Annotated in this window: 15 protein-coding genes; 8 read left to right on the forward strand and 7 right to left on the reverse strand. The window is 75.1% G+C overall.

From position 1 onward, the window contains the following. Positions 1 to 4 precede the first annotated feature (4 nt). On the reverse strand, positions 5 to 859 hold the full coding sequence (locus ACI784_RS02045; RefSeq protein WP_457012387.1) for a hypothetical protein: 855 nt from the start codon (positions 857 to 859) through the stop codon (positions 5 to 7). Between the two features lie 79 nt (positions 860 to 938). Between ACI784_RS02045 and nucS the strand changes: the two genes are divergently transcribed. From nucS to ACI784_RS02060, 3 genes are all read left to right on the forward strand, one after another. Next, complete coding sequence (gene nucS, locus ACI784_RS02050) at positions 939 to 1,610, forward strand: endonuclease NucS (RefSeq protein WP_456922232.1); 672 nt, start codon at positions 939 to 941, stop codon at positions 1,608 to 1,610. Positions 1,611 to 1,671: 61 nt separating this feature from the next. Further along, a complete protein-coding gene (locus ACI784_RS02055) occupies positions 1,672 to 3,453 on the forward strand; it encodes a 3-hydroxyacyl-CoA dehydrogenase family protein (protein WP_456922231.1) in 1,782 nt (593 codons plus the stop codon). Between the two features lie 7 nt (positions 3,454 to 3,460). Next, positions 3,461 to 3,766 (forward strand): hypothetical protein, encoded by a 306-nt coding sequence (locus tag ACI784_RS02060; RefSeq protein WP_456922230.1) that lies wholly within the window; start codon positions 3,461 to 3,463, stop codon positions 3,764 to 3,766. A gap of 5 nt (positions 3,767 to 3,771) precedes the next feature. Here ACI784_RS02060 and ACI784_RS02065 read toward each other — a convergent pair whose 3' ends face one another. From ACI784_RS02065 to mce, 5 genes are all read right to left on the reverse strand, one after another. Beyond that, positions 3,772 to 4,365: a class F sortase gene (locus tag ACI784_RS02065; protein ID WP_456922229.1), complete on the reverse strand. Its 594-nt coding sequence runs from the start codon at positions 4,363 to 4,365 to the stop codon at positions 3,772 to 3,774. Continuing rightward, positions 4,362 to 5,120 carry a DUF4397 domain-containing protein gene (locus tag ACI784_RS02070; RefSeq protein ID WP_457012388.1) on the reverse strand — a complete coding sequence of 253 codons (759 nt, stop codon included), beginning with the start codon at positions 5,118 to 5,120 and terminating at the stop codon, positions 4,362 to 4,364. Before ACI784_RS02070 ends, ACI784_RS02065 begins: the two co-directional genes overlap by 4 nt. A 101-nt stretch (positions 5,121 to 5,221) precedes the next feature. After that, the gene (locus ACI784_RS02075; protein ID WP_457012389.1) at positions 5,222 to 6,595 is read right to left on the reverse strand and encodes a hypothetical protein; all 1,374 of its coding nucleotides are present in this window, start codon (positions 6,593 to 6,595) and stop codon (positions 5,222 to 5,224) included. 146 nt (positions 6,596 to 6,741) lie between these two features. After that, the gene (gene ccrA, locus ACI784_RS02080; protein WP_457012390.1) at positions 6,742 to 8,073 is read right to left on the reverse strand and encodes a crotonyl-CoA carboxylase/reductase; all 1,332 of its coding nucleotides are present in this window, start codon (positions 8,071 to 8,073) and stop codon (positions 6,742 to 6,744) included. Positions 8,074 to 8,169: 96 nt separating this feature from the next. After that, positions 8,170 to 8,625: a methylmalonyl-CoA epimerase gene (gene mce / locus ACI784_RS02085; protein WP_456922225.1), complete on the reverse strand. Its 456-nt coding sequence runs from the start codon at positions 8,623 to 8,625 to the stop codon at positions 8,170 to 8,172. A gap of 181 nt (positions 8,626 to 8,806) precedes the next feature. Between mce and ACI784_RS02090 the strand changes: the two genes are divergently transcribed. The 5 genes from ACI784_RS02090 to ACI784_RS02110 are packed head-to-tail and all read left to right on the forward strand — an operon-like array spanning position 8,807 to position 14,086. Continuing rightward, a complete protein-coding gene (locus tag ACI784_RS02090; RefSeq protein WP_456922224.1) occupies positions 8,807 to 9,997 on the forward strand; it encodes an acetyl-CoA C-acetyltransferase in 1,191 nt (396 codons plus the stop codon). After that, positions 9,994 to 11,013 carry a methylmalonyl Co-A mutase-associated GTPase MeaB gene (gene meaB, locus ACI784_RS02095; RefSeq protein ID WP_456922223.1) on the forward strand — a complete coding sequence of 340 codons (1,020 nt, stop codon included), beginning with the start codon at positions 9,994 to 9,996 and terminating at the stop codon, positions 11,011 to 11,013. The genes ACI784_RS02090 and meaB overlap by 4 nt, the downstream gene beginning before the upstream one ends. 23 nt (positions 11,014 to 11,036) lie before the next feature. Continuing rightward, positions 11,037 to 12,506, forward strand: coding sequence for a phytoene desaturase family protein (locus ACI784_RS02100; RefSeq protein WP_456922222.1), 1,470 nt, complete (start codon positions 11,037 to 11,039; stop codon positions 12,504 to 12,506). A 38-nt stretch (positions 12,507 to 12,544) separates the two neighbouring features. After that, a complete protein-coding gene (locus ACI784_RS02105; RefSeq protein ID WP_457012391.1) occupies positions 12,545 to 13,069 on the forward strand; it encodes a MarR family winged helix-turn-helix transcriptional regulator in 525 nt (174 codons plus the stop codon). Positions 13,070 to 13,111: 42 nt separating this feature from the next. After that, entirely contained in the window at positions 13,112 to 14,086 is a 975-nt protein-coding gene (locus ACI784_RS02110; RefSeq protein WP_457012392.1) for a tetratricopeptide repeat protein, read from the forward strand. 120 nt (positions 14,087 to 14,206) lie between these two features. On the opposite strand, the gene ACI784_RS02115 is transcribed toward ACI784_RS02110, so the two are convergent. Then, positions 14,207 to 15,619 (reverse strand): neutral zinc metallopeptidase, encoded by a 1,413-nt coding sequence (locus ACI784_RS02115; protein WP_457012393.1) that lies wholly within the window; start codon positions 15,617 to 15,619, stop codon positions 14,207 to 14,209. Between the last annotated feature and the right edge of the window lie 29 nt (positions 15,620 to 15,648).

Below are 15,648 nucleotides of genomic sequence, written 5' to 3' on the forward strand. Positions count from 1 at the left end.
CGCGTCAGTGCTGCTGGAGGTCGGCGCAGCCGGTCTCGTGCGGCAGCAGCGGGCGCAGGGTGAGCGCCCAGCGGCTGCCGTCGGCGGCCAGCCACGGCGTGAGGGCGTTGGCCCGGCCCGCCGCCTCGAGGACGGCGTCGGCCTCCGCGCCGCGGGCGACCACGCACGAGAGCCCGAGCCGCTCCTCCAGCCACTCGCCCGGAAGTGCCGGGCCGGGCCAGGTCGACTCCGGCTGGACGAGGTCCGGCTCCGGGGCGGCGGTGTACTCGGTCGCCACCGCGGCGACCGCGGCCGGCACGAAGGGCTCCGGACCCGCGGCGCCCAACGACGCGTCCGGCGAGCTCAGGACGTCGATCAGGCCCATCAGCTCACCGCGGACGGCGCGCTGCTCCAGGGTGAGGCCGCCGTCGTCGGGCAGCTCGAAGAGGGCCTGCACCTCGCGGACCGACGTGCCCTCCTCGGTGACCAGCGTGAAGCGGGTCGCCGGGGCGTCGGCGACCGGCGGGCTGCCCAGGTCGCCGGTCTCGGGGACCCCGGCGGCCACGGCGCGGTCGACCACGGTCCGCACGCCGTCGGCGTCCAGCTGCCAGACCTGCACGTTGGGGAGCGCCGGCCCGGGGTAGATCGCCGGCACCGGGCCCTGGGTGAGCACCCGCCCGTCGGCGTACACGGCGACCAGCGGCAGCCGCGCGGCCAGCAGCTCCGGCGTCACGAAGCCGCCCACGTGCTCGACCAGCAGCACGGGCCGGCCCGGGTCGCCGGCGGCCGGGGCCTGGGGGGCGTGCGTGTCGCCCCCTCGCTGGGCGCACGCGCACAGCAGGAGGAGCAGGGCCAGGGCGACGGGCAGGGCTCTGGTCACGCCCGCCAGGATGCCGTGCGGCGCCCTGCCCGCCCCGGTCCGGCGACCCGTCGTTGCCGGTTCGGTACCGTCGGACCCCGTGCGCCTGGTCATCGCCCGTTGCTCGGTCGACTACATCGGGCGGCTCACCGCCCATCTCCCGATGGCGTCCCGCCTCCTGCTGGTCAAGGCGGACGGCTCGGTGTCGGTGCACGCCGACGACCGCGCCTACAAGCCGCTGAACTGGATGACGCCGCCGTGCTCGCTCAAGGAGGAGCTGACTGACGGGTCGGGCACCTGGACGGTCACGAACAAGGCCGGCGAGCAGCTGGTCATCACCATCGAGTCGGTCGAGCACGACTCCTCGCACGAGCTGGGCATCGACCCGGGCCTGCAGAAGGACGGCGTCGAGGCGGAGCTGCAGCGGCTGCTGGCGCTGCACGTGGAGACCTTCGGGGCCGGCTGGTCACTGGTCCGGCGCGAGTACCCGACCGCGATCGGCCCGGTGGACCTGCTCTGCCGGGACGCCGACGGCGCCACCGTCGCCGTCGAGGTCAAGCGGCGAGGGGAGATCGACGGCGTCGAGCAGCTGACCCGCTACCTGGAGCTGCTCAACCGCGACCCGCTGCTCGCGCCGGTCCGCGGCGTGTTCGCCGCCCAGGAGATCAAGCCGCAGGCGCGGGTGCTCGCCGGCGACCGCGGCATCGACTGCCTCACCGTCGACTACGCCGTCCTGAAGGGCACCGACGACCCGTCGCAGCGCCTGTTCTAGCGGCGAGCGGAGTCGCCCGAGCGCGGGAAGCGTCACCGAGAGACTCCGCTACCTTGGCAGCGTGGCCAGGGAACTGAACGAGGTCGGTGTCGTCGGGCTGGGCACCATGGGTGCCGGGATCGCCGAGGTGCTCGCCCGCGCGGGCCTGTCGGTGACCGCCGTGGACGTCGACGACGCGGCCGTGGCCCGTGGGCGAGAGCACCTGGAGCACTCCACCGGACGCGCGGTGCAGCGCGGCAAGCTGGACCCGGCCGAGCGCGACGCGATCGTGGAGCGGATCCGGTTCAGCACCTCGCTGGAGGACCTCGCGCACGCGGAGCTGGTGGTCGAGGCCGTGCCCGAGCGCATGGACCTCAAGTGCGAGATCTTCGGGAAGCTGGACAAGATCTGCCTCCCGGACACCATCCTGGCGACCAACACCTCCAGCCTGTCGGTCACCGAGATCTCCGTGGCCACCGGCCGGCCGAGCAAGGTCATCGGCATGCACTTCTTCAACCCGGCGCCGGTCATGAAGCTGGTCGAGGTCGTGCGCACCGTCGTCACCGAGCCGTCGGTGGTGGAGGACGTCGAGGCCCTGGCCACGCGGCTGGGCAAGGTCGACGTCACCATCGGCGACAAGGCCGGGTTCATCGCCAACGCGCTGCTGTTCGGCTACCTCAACCACGCCGTGTCGATGTACGAGAACCACTACGCCAGCCGCGAGGACATCGACGCAGCCATGCGGCTGGGCTGCGGCCTGCCCATGGGCCCGCTGGCGCTGATGGACCTCATCGGCATCGACACCGCCTACGAGATCCTCGACACGATGTACAAGCAGTCGCGCAACCGGCTGCACGCGCCCGCCCCGATCATCAAGCAGATGATGACCGCGGGGCTGCTGGGCCGGAAGACCGGCCGCGGCTTCTACACCTACGCCGACCGGGACTCCGCCCAGGTCGTCCCCGACGCCCTCACGCCGGCCGAGGGTGCCGCCGGCGCGGGCGCCCGGGCGGTGCGCCGGGTCGGTGTCGTCGGCTCGGGCACGATGGCGACCGGCATCGTGGAGGTGGCCGCCAAGGCCGGTCACGAGGTCGTCTTCGTCGCCCGCACCCTGGACAAGGTGGAGGCGGTGCAGGCCGCCCTGGGCCGCTCGCTGGACAAGCAGGTCGTCCGCGGCCGGCTGGAGGAGTCCGCCCGCGACGAGGCGCTGGGCCGGGTCACCGGCAGCGCGTCGCTGGACGACCTCGCCGACGTCGACCTGGTCATCGAGGCCGTGGTCGAGCACCTCGGCGTCAAGCGGGCGCTGTTCGCCAACCTCGGCGAGATCTGCAAGCCCGGGGCGGTGCTGGCCACGACGACCTCCAGCCTCCCGGTCATCGAGTGCGCCCAGGCCAGCGGCCGCCCGGCCGACGTCGTCGGCCTGCACTTCTTCAACCCCGCCCCGGTCATGAAGCTGGTGGAGGTCGTCTCCACGATCGCCACCGCGCCCGACGTCGCGGCCACCGCCCACGCGGTCTCGCAGACGCTGGGCAAGCACCCGGTCGCCTGCACCGACCGGGCCGGCTTCATCGTCAACGCGCTGCTGTTCCCGTACCTCAACGACGCGGTCCGGATGCTCGAGGCGCACTACGCGACCGCCGACGACATCGACGCGGCCATGAAGGTCGGCTGCGGCTACCCGATGGGCCCCTTCGAGCTGCTGGACGTCGTGGGTCTGGACGTCGCCCTGGCCATCGAGCGCGAGCTCTACGTCGAGTTCCGCGAGCCCGGTTTCGCCCCCGCCCCGCTGCTGGAGCACCTGGTCACCGCCGGCTACCTCGGCCGCAAGACCGGTCGCGGGTTCCGGGACCACGCGCGGGACTGAGCGCCAGGTGCCCCGCCGGAACGGCCGCAACGGGCCGCGCCCGGCCGCCCGCGACCCGTTCCGCCGTCCCGACCCCGTCGAGGAGGCCGCCGACGGGGACTGGGTGGTGCGGGCGGTGACCGGGGCGGCGACCGGCAAGACCTACCGCTGCCCGGGGTGCGACCAGGAGATCCGGCCCGGGGTGCCGCACGTCGTCACCTGGCCGGCCTACGCCCGCGACTCCGACCTCGACCCCTGGGACACCGGCTCGGCGGCCGACTCGCGCCGGCACTGGCACACCGCCTGCTGGCGCGCGCGGTCCCGGCGGCGCTAGGCGTCCTACAGCTGGGCGAGGACCGCCGTCACGACCACGTTGTCGGTGTAGCTGCGCCGGCCCCGGTCGAACTCCCCGCCACAGGTGACCAGCCGCAGCTCCGCGCGGGGTGTCGGGCCGTAGACCGCCGCGGTCGGGAACTCGTCCTTCGCGTACCGGCCGACCCCGGTGACCACGAAGCGGGCGGTCGTCCCGTCGCCGCGGTCCACGAGCACCTCGTCGCCGGCCGCGAGGTCGCGCAGCCGCCAGAAGACGGCCGGGCCCTCCCGCGAGTCGACGTGGCCGGCGACGACCGCCGGCCCCACGTCGCCGGGCGCCGCGGCGCCGGGGAACCACCCGGCCCGGTCGTACGCGGCGGGCGGCACCAGCGCGCCGGCCGCGTCCACCCCGAGCCGGACCAGGGGGCTGTCGACGCCGATGGCCGGCACGCGGACCCGCAGCGGCGCGGCCGACGGGGCGGCGGCGTCCTCGACGGCGACCGGCGTTCCCGCGGGCGCCGCCGGCGCGGGGGACAGCAGCGCCACGGCGCCGCCCACCAGCGCGGTGGCGGCCAGCAACCGGCGCACCACCGGCAGCACCGGACGCCGGGCCGCGCTCACCGGATCCGTGCCCGCAGCCGCAGCACGGTGAGGACGGCGGCGGCCAGCGCCGCACCGGCCACGACGGCGGGCAGGGGGGAGCGGCCCGCCGTCCCCCCGGCACCGGTCTCGATACCGCCGGTGGGGACGACGGCCGCGCCGGCGGCGTCGAGCAGGACGCGGACGGTCAGCCCGCCGTCCGGCCGGTCGAGCACGAGCAGGCTGTAGAGGCTGCCGGCGGCCAGCTCGACCGGGACGTCGGCCGGCGCACCGCCGGACCGCAGCTGCAGCGCGGTCGCGCCCGCCGGCACCGCGACGTACGACCCGGCCTCGGGAGAACGCAGCCCGCCGGCGACCACGACGCCGTCGGCGGTGACGTCGAGGGACGGCGTCCCCGCGGCGGCGGCCACCACGCGGACGCGCGCCGACCCGGCCGGGGGAGGCGTGCGGTCGTCGTCCAGGACCACGAGCCGCAGGTCGGCGAAGGAGCCCACCGCGGCCACCGTGCGGGCGGCGCCGGCGGGCAGCTCGACGGTCGACGACAGCACCGGCGGGCTGCCGGGCGCGGCACCGACGGCGCGGACGCTGACCGCGTAGGTGCCAGGAGGCACCTCCTGGTGCGTCGAGGCGTCGCCGTAGCCCAGCTCCTGGGGCGGGACGATCCCATCCGTGCCGCGGGCGGTCACCGAGAGGGTGACGGCCGGGGTGTCGGGAGAGAGGTGCGCGACCCGCAGCAGGGCCGTCTCCGCTGCCGCCGCGGGCAGGCCGGGGAGCACGGCGCCCGCGGCGAGCAGGACGACGACGAGGGCCCGCAGCGCGCGAGGGACGCCCCCGGCCGGGCGGGCGGCGCGCGCCGGGCGGGGGAGCAGGGAGCCGCTCAGCGGCGGCCGGGGGTCACCGGGCGGCTGCCGGTGTCGGGCTGGTCGGGCTTGACCGCCGGCTGGACCAGGGTCGGCGGGTCGACCCTGGCCCCGGTGGCCGTGCTGCCGGCCCCGACGGGTCGCAGCTGCTGGGTGGTCTGGGCCGACGGGTCCGGAGCGTCATTCCGGTCGTCCTCGTCCGACGGCGCCGAGGCCGGGGCCTGCTGCGACGGTGTCTCGTGCGCGGGCCCCTGCTGCGGTGCCCCAGGGGAGTCCGGCGCGGCCGGCTGCGCCGGCGGCCGGGTGGGCTGACGGGCCGCGGCCGCCTCCCCGGTGCCCGTGCGCGGCGGCTCGGCCGGGCGGGTGGCCGCCGGCTGCGGGGCCGTGGTGGGGCGGACGGCAGGCTGCTGGGCGGTCACCGGCCCGACGGGCTCCTGCGCCGCCGGGCGCGGCCCGGGCTGCGGCGCCGGCGACGGCTGCGGCGCAGGCGACGTCTGGGGTGCAGCGCCCTGCTGCGGCTGGCGGGGCGTCGGCGATGGCCGGTCCTGCCCGGGGACGGGCGGCCGCGGGCCGGTCGTGGGCTCGGGACGCCGGTCGCCGAGGTCGGGGAGCGTGTCCAGCACCCGCCGGGCCTCGGTCAGCCGGCCGACCAGCTCGTCGCGCACGGAGCGGACCGCCGCCGCGGCGGCCTCGGCCTCGCCGACCAGCCGGGCGGCGTGCTGCTCGGCCGCCGCGACCCGCTGCCGGGCGGCCTCGGCGGAGGCGTGGTCGCGCTCCTGGTCACGCTGGGCGGCCTCCTGCCGGCGGGCCCGCTGGGCGATCTCGAAGTCCTCCTCGACCTTCGTCCGCCGGGCCTGGGACTCGGCGTCGAGCCGGGCCACCTTCTCCTGGGCCTTGGCGACCAGCTCGTCGGCGCGGATCTGCGCCTTGGTGGCGATCTGCTCGGCGTTCTGACGGGCCTCGGCGATCATCCGCTCGACCTCGGCGCGGCCGGCGGCGTGCCGCTCGTGCATCGCCCGCTCCTCGGCGGCGGTCTGCTCGCGCAGCGCCTGCGCCTCCTCCTGGGCGGCCCGCCGGATGTCGGCGGCCTCCTCCTCGGCGAGCCGCAGCATGTGCGAGATGCGCTCGCTCATGTTCTCGAAGGTGGCCGGGCCCGCGGAGGCGGCCTTGCGGCGCAGCGCCTCGATCTCCCCGTGCATGGCCTGGAGCTGGCCGGCGAGGTCGGTGGAGCGGGCCATCGCGGCGTCCCGGTCGGCGTACGCCACCCGGATGTCGGCCTCGAGGCGCTCGATCGTCTCGGCGACCTGGTGTCGGTCGAAACCCCGCAACACGACGTCGAACGAGTGCTGGGCCTCACGCATGGGCAGCATGTCGCGGCGGGGGTCGCTCATACGTCCATCCTCGCAGAGTCGGGGTACGGGGTCCGGCGTGTCGCCGAGTCTCCCAGCAGACTGCCAGGGCCACCCTGCCCCGGAGCTACCCCGACCCCGACCGGGGTGCGGGCGGGGTCGGGAGAGCGCGGCGGAGGGCGGCGTGGTCACACGCCCCGGAAGCGGTTGATCGCGGAGAGGTGCTTCGCCCGCTTCTCGTGGTCGGTGACCCCGAGGCCCTCCCGCGGGGCGAGGGTCAGGACGCCGACCTTGCCCTGGTGGGCGTTGTTCTTGACGTCGCAGGCGGCCTGGCCGACCTGCTCCATCGGGTAGACCTTCGACAGGGTCGGGTGGACCAGCCCACGGTCGATGAGCCGGTTGGCCTCCCACGCCTCCTTGTAGTTGGCGAAGTGCGACCCGATGACCCGCTTGAGGTTCATCCAGAGGTAGCGGTTGTCGTACTGGTGCAGGAAACCGCTGGTGGATGCGCAGGTGACGATCGTGCCGCCCTTCTTCGCGACGTAGACCGACGCGCCGAAGGTCTCCCGGCCCGGGTGCTCGAAGACGATGTCGGGGTCGTCACCGCCGGTCAGCTCGCGGATCCGCTTGCCGAACCGCTGCCACTCCCGCGGGTCCTGGGTGTCCTCGTCCTTCCAGAACGTGTAGCCCTCCGCGGAGCGGTCGATGACCAGCTCGGCACCCATCGAGTGCACGATGGCGGCCTTCTCCGGGCTGGAGACGACGCAGACCGGGATGGCGCCGCCGTTGAGGGCCATCTGGGTGGCGTAGGAACCCAGGCCACCGGAGGCGCCCCAGATGAGGACGACGTCCCCCTGCTTCATGGCCGCCCCGTTGTGGCTGACCAGCTGCCGGTAGGCGGTGGAGTTGACCAGCCCGGGGCCGGCGGCCTCCTCCCAGGTGAGGTGGGCCGGCTTGGGCATGAGCTGGTTGCTCTTGACCAGGGCCAGCTCGGCCAGGCCGCCGAAGTTGGTCTCGAAGCCCCAGATCCGCTGCTGCGGGTCGAGCATGGTGTCGTCGTGGCCGGCCGGGTCCTCCAGCTCCACCGACAGGCAGTGGGCGACCACCTCGTCGCCGGGCCGCCACTTGTGCACGCCCGGGCCCACCCGCAGGACGACGCCGGCCAGGTCGGACCCGACCACGTGGTAGGGCAGGTCGTGCCGCTTGGCCAGGTCGTGCAGCCGGCCGTAGCGCTCCAGGAAGCCGAAGGTGGAGACCGGCTCGAAGATCGACGTCCAGACGGTGTTGTAGTTCACCGACGAGGCCATCACCGCCACGATCGCCTCGCCCGGGCCGAGCTCCGGGGTCGGCACCTCCTCGACGTGCAGCGACTTGCGGGGGTCCTTGTCCTTGGTGGGCAGGCCCTCGAACATGTCCTGCTCGTCCTTGCGGACCAGCACGGCCCGGTAGGACTCCGGCACCGGCAGCCCGGCCAGGGCGTCGGTCTGCTCGGCGAGGATGGCGTCCCTGATCTCGAACACGTGCGTCTCCCGGGGCTTCGTCGACGAAGAACGGTGCCGTGGCGCGAGACGTTACCGGCGAGTAGCCGCGGCGGCAGGTCGCCGTCCCGAGGTGGGTCAGTGACCGTCGGCCGCCGGCTCGACGAGCTCCACGAGCACCCCGCCGGCGTCCTTGGGGTGGACGAAGTTGACCCGGCTGCCGGCCGTGCCGCGCTTGGGGCTGTCGTAGAGCAGCCGCATCCCGCGCTCGCGCAGGGTGGCGGCGGCGGCCTCGACGTCCTCCACCCGGAAGGCCAGCTGCTGCAGGCCCGGCCCCGAGCGGCCGATGAACTTCGCGATCGTCGAGTCGGGGGTGAGCGGCGCCAGCAGCTGGATCCGCGTCCCGCCGTCCCCGACGGCGAGCATCGCCTCGTGGACGCCCTGTTCCTCGTTGATCTCCTCGTGCACCGACCGGATGCCGAAGGCGAGGTCGTAGAAGGCGATCGCCTCGCGCAGGTCGGGCACGGCGATCCCGACGTGGTCGATGGTGGTGAACAGCCCGGCGGGCAGGCCGGAGGGTGCGTCAGTGGTCACGGCGGCATCCTCCCCGACGAGACGTCTCAGACGACAGTCGCCTGTGAGGGCGGTCACAGACGGCCGTCGGAGCCCCTTCCCGACCTATCCTGGCTGGAAGCCCGAAGGCCGCGCGCTCCGCGCGGTCAGCTCTGAGAACAGCCGCACCGCCACCGACGGCGGCGCGGCACTGGAGGCCCCCATGCCCCGTTCGGTCATCGTCAGCGGCGCCCGCACCCCGATGGGCCGCCTGCTCGGCTCGCTCAAGGACTTCTCCGCGGCCGACCTCGGTGCGGTCGCCATCAAGGCGGCCCTGGAGCGGGCCGGCCTCTCCGGCGACCAGGTCGACTACGTGATCATGGGTCAGGTGCTGCAGGCCGGCGCCGGGCAGAACCCGGCGCGGCCCGCGGCCGTGGCCGCCGGCATCCCGATGTCGGTGCCGTCGCTGACCATCAACAAGGTGTGCCTGTCGGGCATCGACGCGATCGCCCTGGCCGACCAGCTGATCCGGGCCGGCGAGTTCGACGTCGTCGTCGCCGGCGGCATGGAGTCGATGACGCAGGCCCCGCACCTGCTGGCCGACTCTCGCACCGGCACGAAGTACGGCGACACGAAGCTCGTCGACTCGATGGCCCACGACGGGCTGTCCGACACCTTCGACCAGATCGCCATGGGCGCCCTGACCGAGAAGGCCAACGACCGCTACGGCCTGACCCGCGAGGAGCAGGACGCCTTCGCCGCCGGCAGCCACCAGAAGGCCGCCGCGGCCCAGAAGAACGGCCTGTTCGACGACGAGATCACCCCGGTGCTGATCCCGCAGCGCAAGGGCGACCCGATCGAGTTCCGCGAGGACGAGGGCATCCGGGCCGACACGACGGCCGACAGCCTGTCCAAGCTCAAGCCCGCCTTCGCGAAGGACGGCACGATCACCGCCGGCTCGGCCTCGCAGATCTCCGACGGCGCCTGCGCGGTCGTGGTGATGTCCGCGGAGAAGGCCGCCGAGCTGGGGCTGACCCCGCTGGCCGAGATCGGTGCGCACGGCGTCGTCGCCGGTCCGGACGCCTCGCTGCAGAGCCAGCCGTCCCGGGCCATCCAGAAGGCCTGCGCCCGTGAGGGCATCGACCCGGCCGGCCTCGACCTGGTCGAGCTCAACGAGGCCTTCGCCGCCGTCGGCATCGTCTCCACCCGCGAGCTCGGCATCGACCCGGAGAAGGTGAACGTCAACGGCGGCGCGATCGCGCTGGGGCACCCGATCGGGATGAGCGGCGCCCGCATCGTGCTGCACCTGGCGCTCGAGCTCGGTCGCCGCGGCGGCGGGGTCGGTGCCGCGGCGCTGTGCGGCGGCGGTGGGCAGGGCGACGCGCTCGTCCTGCACGTGCCCGCCCGCGCGTGACCCCGGACGGCGCCGCCGTCCCGCCGACCGGCCCCGCCGCCCCCCGTGGGCGGCGGGGCCGTCGCGCCGTCGACGTCGCCGACCTCGTCGCCCGTGCCCGTGACGGCGAGGCCCGCGCGGTGGCGCGGCTGGTCTCGCTGGTCGAGGACGCCGGCCCGGCCGTCCGCGAGGTCGCGGCGGCGCTGGCTCCACACACCGGGCACGCCCGGGTCATCGGCCTGACCGGCGCTCCCGGTGTCGGCAAGTCGACGACGACCGCCGCGCTCGTGCGCGCCCTCCGGCGGGCCGGGCAGCGGGTGGGTGTGCTCGCCGTCGACCCGTCGTCCCCCTTCTCCGGTGGGGCGCTGCTCGGCGACCGGATCCGCATGCAGGACTCCGCCGGGGACGCCGGCGTCTACATCCGCTCCATGGCCTCCCGCGGGCACCTCGGCGGGCTGGCCTGGGCCACGCCGCAGGCCCTGCGCGTGCTCGACGCCGCCGGGTGCGACGTCGTGCTGGTCGAGACCGTCGGCGTCGGGCAGTCCGAGGTGGAGGTCGCCGCGCTCGCCGACACCACGCTGGTGCTGGTGGCGCCGGGGGCGGGCGACGGCATCCAGGCGGCCAAGGCCGGGATCCTCGAGGTCGCCGACGTCCTCGTGGTCAACAAGGCCGACCGGGACGGCGCCGACCGCACCGTGCGCGACCTGCGCGCGGTGCTGGCGCTGGTCGAGCGTCCGGACGGCGCCTGGCGGCCCCCGGTCTGCCGGACCGTCGCCACCCGCGCGGACGACGAGGGCATCGGCACCCTCCTCGCGGCCGTCGACGAGCACCGCCGCTGGCTGGGGACGTCGGGGGAGGGCGCCCGCCGGCGGACGGCGCGGGCGGCCCGGGAGATCGAGGCGATCGCCCTGGCGGACCTGCGGGGGCGGATCGGCGAGGTGGGGGGCTCGACGGCGCTCGGAGCGCTCGCCGGCGCCGTGGTCGCGGGGGAGACCGACCCCTTCACCGCCGCCGACGCGCTCCTCGCGCAGTTGTGACCCGCTGAGGGCAGGATGGCGGGGTGAACGGGAAGCCGGACGCCGTCGTCGTCGGAGCCGGGCCGAACGGGCTGGCCGCGGCCCTGCGGCTGGCCGCCGCCGGCCTGCGGGTGCAGGTCGTCGAGGCGGCCGAGCGGCCCGGTGGCGGCATGCGCACCGAGGAGCTCATGCGGCCGGGCTACCGACACGACGTCTGCTCGATCGTGCAGCCGATGGCCGCCGCGGCGCCGTTCTTCCGCGAGTTCGACCTCGCCGGTCGCGGCGTCCGGCTGGTCCAGCCCGAGGTCAACTACGCGCACCCCCTGGACGGCGGCCGCGCCTCGGTCGCGTACCGCTCGATCGAGGAGACCGCCGCGGGCCTCGGTGTGGACGGGCCGGCCTACCGCCGCCTGTTCGAGCCGCTCGTCGAGCACGGCACCGACGTCGTCGACTTCTTCCTGACCAGCCAGCTGCGCCGGCTGCCCACGCGCAGCGTCGGGGCGATCACGAAGTTCGGGCTCAACGGGCTGCCCAACGTGCGCTGGCTGGCCCACCGGTACTTCGAGACCGAGGAGGCCCGCGCCCTGCTCGGCGGGGCGGCCGCGCACGGCATGCTCGACCTGACCCAGCCGCTGACCTCCGCGCTGGGGATGCTGCTCACGATGCTGGGCCACCACGTCGGCTGGCCGCTGGTCGAGGGCGGCTCGCAGAACCTGGCCGACGCCATGGTGACCGCGCTCGAGCAGCAGGGCGGCGAGGTGGTCACCGGGCACCTGGTCACCGACCTGCGCGAGTTCGACGGCGTGCCGGCCGTGCTGCTGGACACCACGCCCGAGGCGTTCGTGGCGATGGCCGGCGACCGGGTGCACGAGGGTTACCGCCGGTGGGTGCGGCGCTACAAGCACGGGGCCGGCGTGTTCAAGGTCGACTGGATCCTGTCCGAGCCGGTGCCGTGGACCAACCCCGACGTCCGCCGGGCCGGGACGATCCACATCGCCGGCACGCTGGAGGAGACGATCGCGGGCGAGCGGGCGCCCAACCAGGGGCAGCTCACCGACCGCCCGTACGTCCTCGCCGTGCAGCCGACCGTCCACGACCCCACGCGGGCGCCGGAGGGCGGGCACGTCTTCTGGGCCTACGTGCACGTGCCGCACGGCGCCGACGTCGACATGACCGAGGCCATCGAGAACCAGGTGGAGCGCTTCGCGCCCGGGTTCAAGGACACCGTGGTCGAGCGGGTCACCAAGGACGCCGTCGCCATGGAGAAGTGGAACCCGGCCTACATCGGCGGCGACATCTCCAACGGCCAGGCGACGCTGCGGCAGATGCTGGCCCGGCCGGTGCCGCGCTGGAACACCTACAAGACGCCGGTGCCGGGCGTGTACCTCGCCTCGTCGGCCACACCACCGGGGCCGGCGGTGCACGGCGCCTGCGGCGACAACGCGGCGCGGGTGGCGCTCCGCGAGGTCTTCGGCGTGCGGCACGTGCCCCCGCTGCGCCCCGCCCCGCGGTAGTCCGGCCGGCCCGGAGGCCAGCCCGTAGCCTCGGGGCCATGGTCCGACCGCTGGGGTTGCCCTTCGATCCCATCGAACGCGCCGGGGACTCGTGGGAGCAGCACTTCGGTCCGGCCGCGACGATGCGCGCCGCGACGTCGGTCTTCCGCGTCCAGCAGATCCTGCTCGCCCGCTTGGACGAGGCGCTGCGGCCGCACGCGCTGACGTTCGCGCGCTACGAGGTGCTCGTCCTGCTGACCTTCAGCCGCACCGGCGAGCTGCCGCTGAAGGTGATCGGCAGCCGGCTGATGGTCCACCCCACGAGCGTCACCAACGCGATCGACCGGCTGGTCGCGGCCGGCTACGTCGACCGCCGGCCCAACCCGGCCGACGGCCGCGGCGTGCTCGCCGGCATCACCGAGCGCGGCCGGTCCGTGGTCGAGACGGCCACCGCCGCGCTGACCGCGCTCGACTTCGGCCTGGGCGACGTGCCCGAGGACGAGCTCCGGACCCTGTTCGACATCCTCAAGCGGGTCCGGCTCGGCGCCGGGGACGTGGCCGACGCCGAGGCCGCGGTCGGCTGAACACCCCGGCGTCGCCGCGCCGGCGGTGGGATGATCGAGGTCATGCAGCCCTCCCGCCCCGGACGCCCAGACCCGCGCGCACAGGCCCAGCAGGCGCAGCTGGCCGCCTCACTCGCCGGCGCGGTCGACCTCGCCGCCGTCAAGGCCCGCTCCGAGGCCGCGGCACGGGCACAGGCCGCACCCCCGCCCGCGCCCGCCGCCCCCGGCGCCCCGGCCGGCGCCCCCGGCGGCGCGGTCGTCGACGTCACCGAGGCCACCTTCCAGACCGAGGTGCTCGACCGGTCCTTCCAGGTGCCGGTCGTGCTCGACCTGTGGGCCGAGTGGTGCGGGCCGTGCAAGCAGCTGTCCCCGGTGCTGGAGCGGCTGGCCGCGGAGGGCGGCGGGTCCTGGGTGCTGGCGAAGGTCGACGTCGACGCCAACCCGGCGCTGGCCCAGGGCCTCCGGGTGCAGGGCATCCCGGCGGTCAAGGCCGTCTGGCAGGGGCAGCTGGTCGCCGAGTTCACCGGCGCCATCCCCGAGGAGCAGGCCCGCGAGTTCGTCACCGAGCTGGTCCGCGCCACCACCGGCGGCGCCGTCCCGGGTGCCGAGCAGGGGGAGCCGGTTGACGACGACCCGCGCCTGGACGCCGCCGAGGCCGCCCTCGAGCGCGGCGACCTCGCCGCCGCGGAGGCCGCCTACCAGGCGATCGTCGACGCCGAGCCCGACCACCCGGTCGCCGGCCTCGCGCTGCGCCAGGTGCAGTTGTTCCGGCGCGCCGACGAGGCCGGCCCCGACGCCCTGGCCCGGGCCGACGCCGCCCCGGACGACGTGACCGCGCAGACCCGCGCCGCCGACTTCCTGCTCGGCACGGGGGACGTCGAGGGTGCGTTCGCCCGCCTGCTCGACGTCGTCCGCCGGACCGCGGGTGAGGAGCGCGACCAGGCCCGCAAGCACCTGGTGGAGCTCTTCGGGGTCGTCGGCGACCAGGACCCGCGGGTGGGCGCCGCCCGCCGCGAGCTCACCATCGCCCTGTACTGAGCCGGTCGGCTGGGCCGACCCCCACGGCGGGCCGGCTCAGCCGACGATGTCTGCTGGTCGGCTTCCGCGCCCTGGTCCGCTCCTCGCTCGCCGGCGCTCGCTGCGATGCTCCCAGGGCTGTCAGCCGACGCCGACGTCGCACGCGCGGGCGCCCTCGAGGAACCCGCTGCGGAAGAGGTCGACCAGCTGGAAGCCCGTGGCGTTCGTGTCGCCGAGCACCTGCGGGTCGTTGCCGTACTCGAGCAGGAACTGGACGCTCTCGTCCAGGTCGCCCGGCGAGATCAGGACGTTGGTGAGCTCGCCGTTGTAGACCTGCGCGCTGTACCAGCCGGCCAGGCAGACCGCCGAGCGCAGCGCCTCATCCCCCTCGGCGGACAGCCCCAGCTGGTCGCGCGCGGCCAGGGCGTACGGGATGGCGACGGCGGTGGGGACGGCGTAGTCGCCCAGTGACTCGTACGCAGGGCCGGTGAGGTCCTGCTCGTCGTAGCCGACCAGCCCGCCGTCGCCCGTGCCGTCCCCGGGTGGGCAGTACACGAGGTCGACGTCGCCGGCCGCGCACTCCGGTGCCTGGCCGCTGAAGGGTGCGAGCTCCGGCGCGGTGAAGGTGCCGTCGAGCACCTCGGTGAAGGCGCGGTCCCAGAACTCCGGCAGGGAGGTCTCGACGATCTGCTGGATCGTCGAGTAGGAGGAGTTGCCGCCGCTCTCGAAGTCGCGGTCGGTGGTGAACTCGCCCTGGGTGAACACGCGGTCGGAGCCGAAGCGGTCGCGGCAGGCCACCGGGCCGTCGTCGAAGCCCTCCTGGAACGCCGCGACCCGGTCGAAGTAGGAGCCGTGCGCCTGCTCCTCGTCGGTGCCGGTCCCGACGGGGTCGCGCAGCAGCAGGTAGCCGCGCAGCAGCTCGTCGAGCTCGGGCTCGCGGATCTGCGAGTGCGAGGCCTCGCCGTCGGCGACCCACGCCGTCCAGGCGCCGCCGAAGCAGTCGGCCTGCGTCTCGGTGGCGATCGACGTCGGTGGCGAGCCGACCCGGCCCTGGACGGCGTGACCGAACTCGTGCGCCATCACCAGCGCGGGGATGAACCGCCCGTAGCCGTCGGCGAGCTCGGCGAGGAAGGCCCGGTCGTAGCTGATCGAGTCGGAGTTCGGCGCCTGCGGCGCCTGGCAGTAGAAGGCGTTGCCCTCGACCTCGCGCGGGTCGGCACCGCACCCGACGCCCTGCGGGTAGACCGCGGGGTCGACGTCCCCGGGGTCGACGCTGAAGTAGCCCCCGGCCAGCGGGCTGAAGCGGGCGCCGAACACGTCGGGGAACTGCTCGGCCCAGTAGTCCTCGAGGTCGGCGAGGGCGTTGCGGGCGAGCACGTCGATCGGCCCGTCGACCGCACCCACGACGTCCACCCGGCCCGGTTGGGCGTCGTCCGGCGGTGGGTCGGCGGCCCTCGGCCGGCCGGGGACGACGACCATGCAGCCGGACACCGCGAGCAGCGCGGTCACGGCCAGGAGGGCCGGGACGACCCGGCGCAGCAGAGCAGCAGGCATGTCCCCGGCATCGTCTCATCGCGGAGCCG

The organism is Geodermatophilus sp. SYSU D01186 (genome assembly GCF_054050215.1).

Excerpts from the sequence above, each read along its gene's own strand:
- ACI784_RS02075 (WP_457012389.1), bottom strand. The coding sequence starts at position 6,595 with ATGAGCGACCCCCGCCGCGACATGCTGCCCATGCGTGAGGCCCAGCAC.
- ACI784_RS02090 (WP_456922224.1), top strand. The coding sequence starts at position 8,807 with ATGCCCCGTTCGGTCATCGTCAGCGGCGCCCGCACCCCGATGGGCCGC.
- ACI784_RS02105 (WP_457012391.1), top strand. The coding sequence starts at position 12,545 with ATGGTCCGACCGCTGGGGTTGCCCTTCGATCCCATCGAACGCGCCGGG.
- ACI784_RS02110 (WP_457012392.1), top strand. The coding sequence starts at position 13,112 with ATGCAGCCCTCCCGCCCCGGACGCCCAGACCCGCGCGCACAGGCCCAG.
- ACI784_RS02115 (WP_457012393.1), bottom strand. The coding sequence starts at position 15,619 with ATGCCTGCTGCTCTGCTGCGCCGGGTCGTCCCGGCCCTCCTGGCCGTG.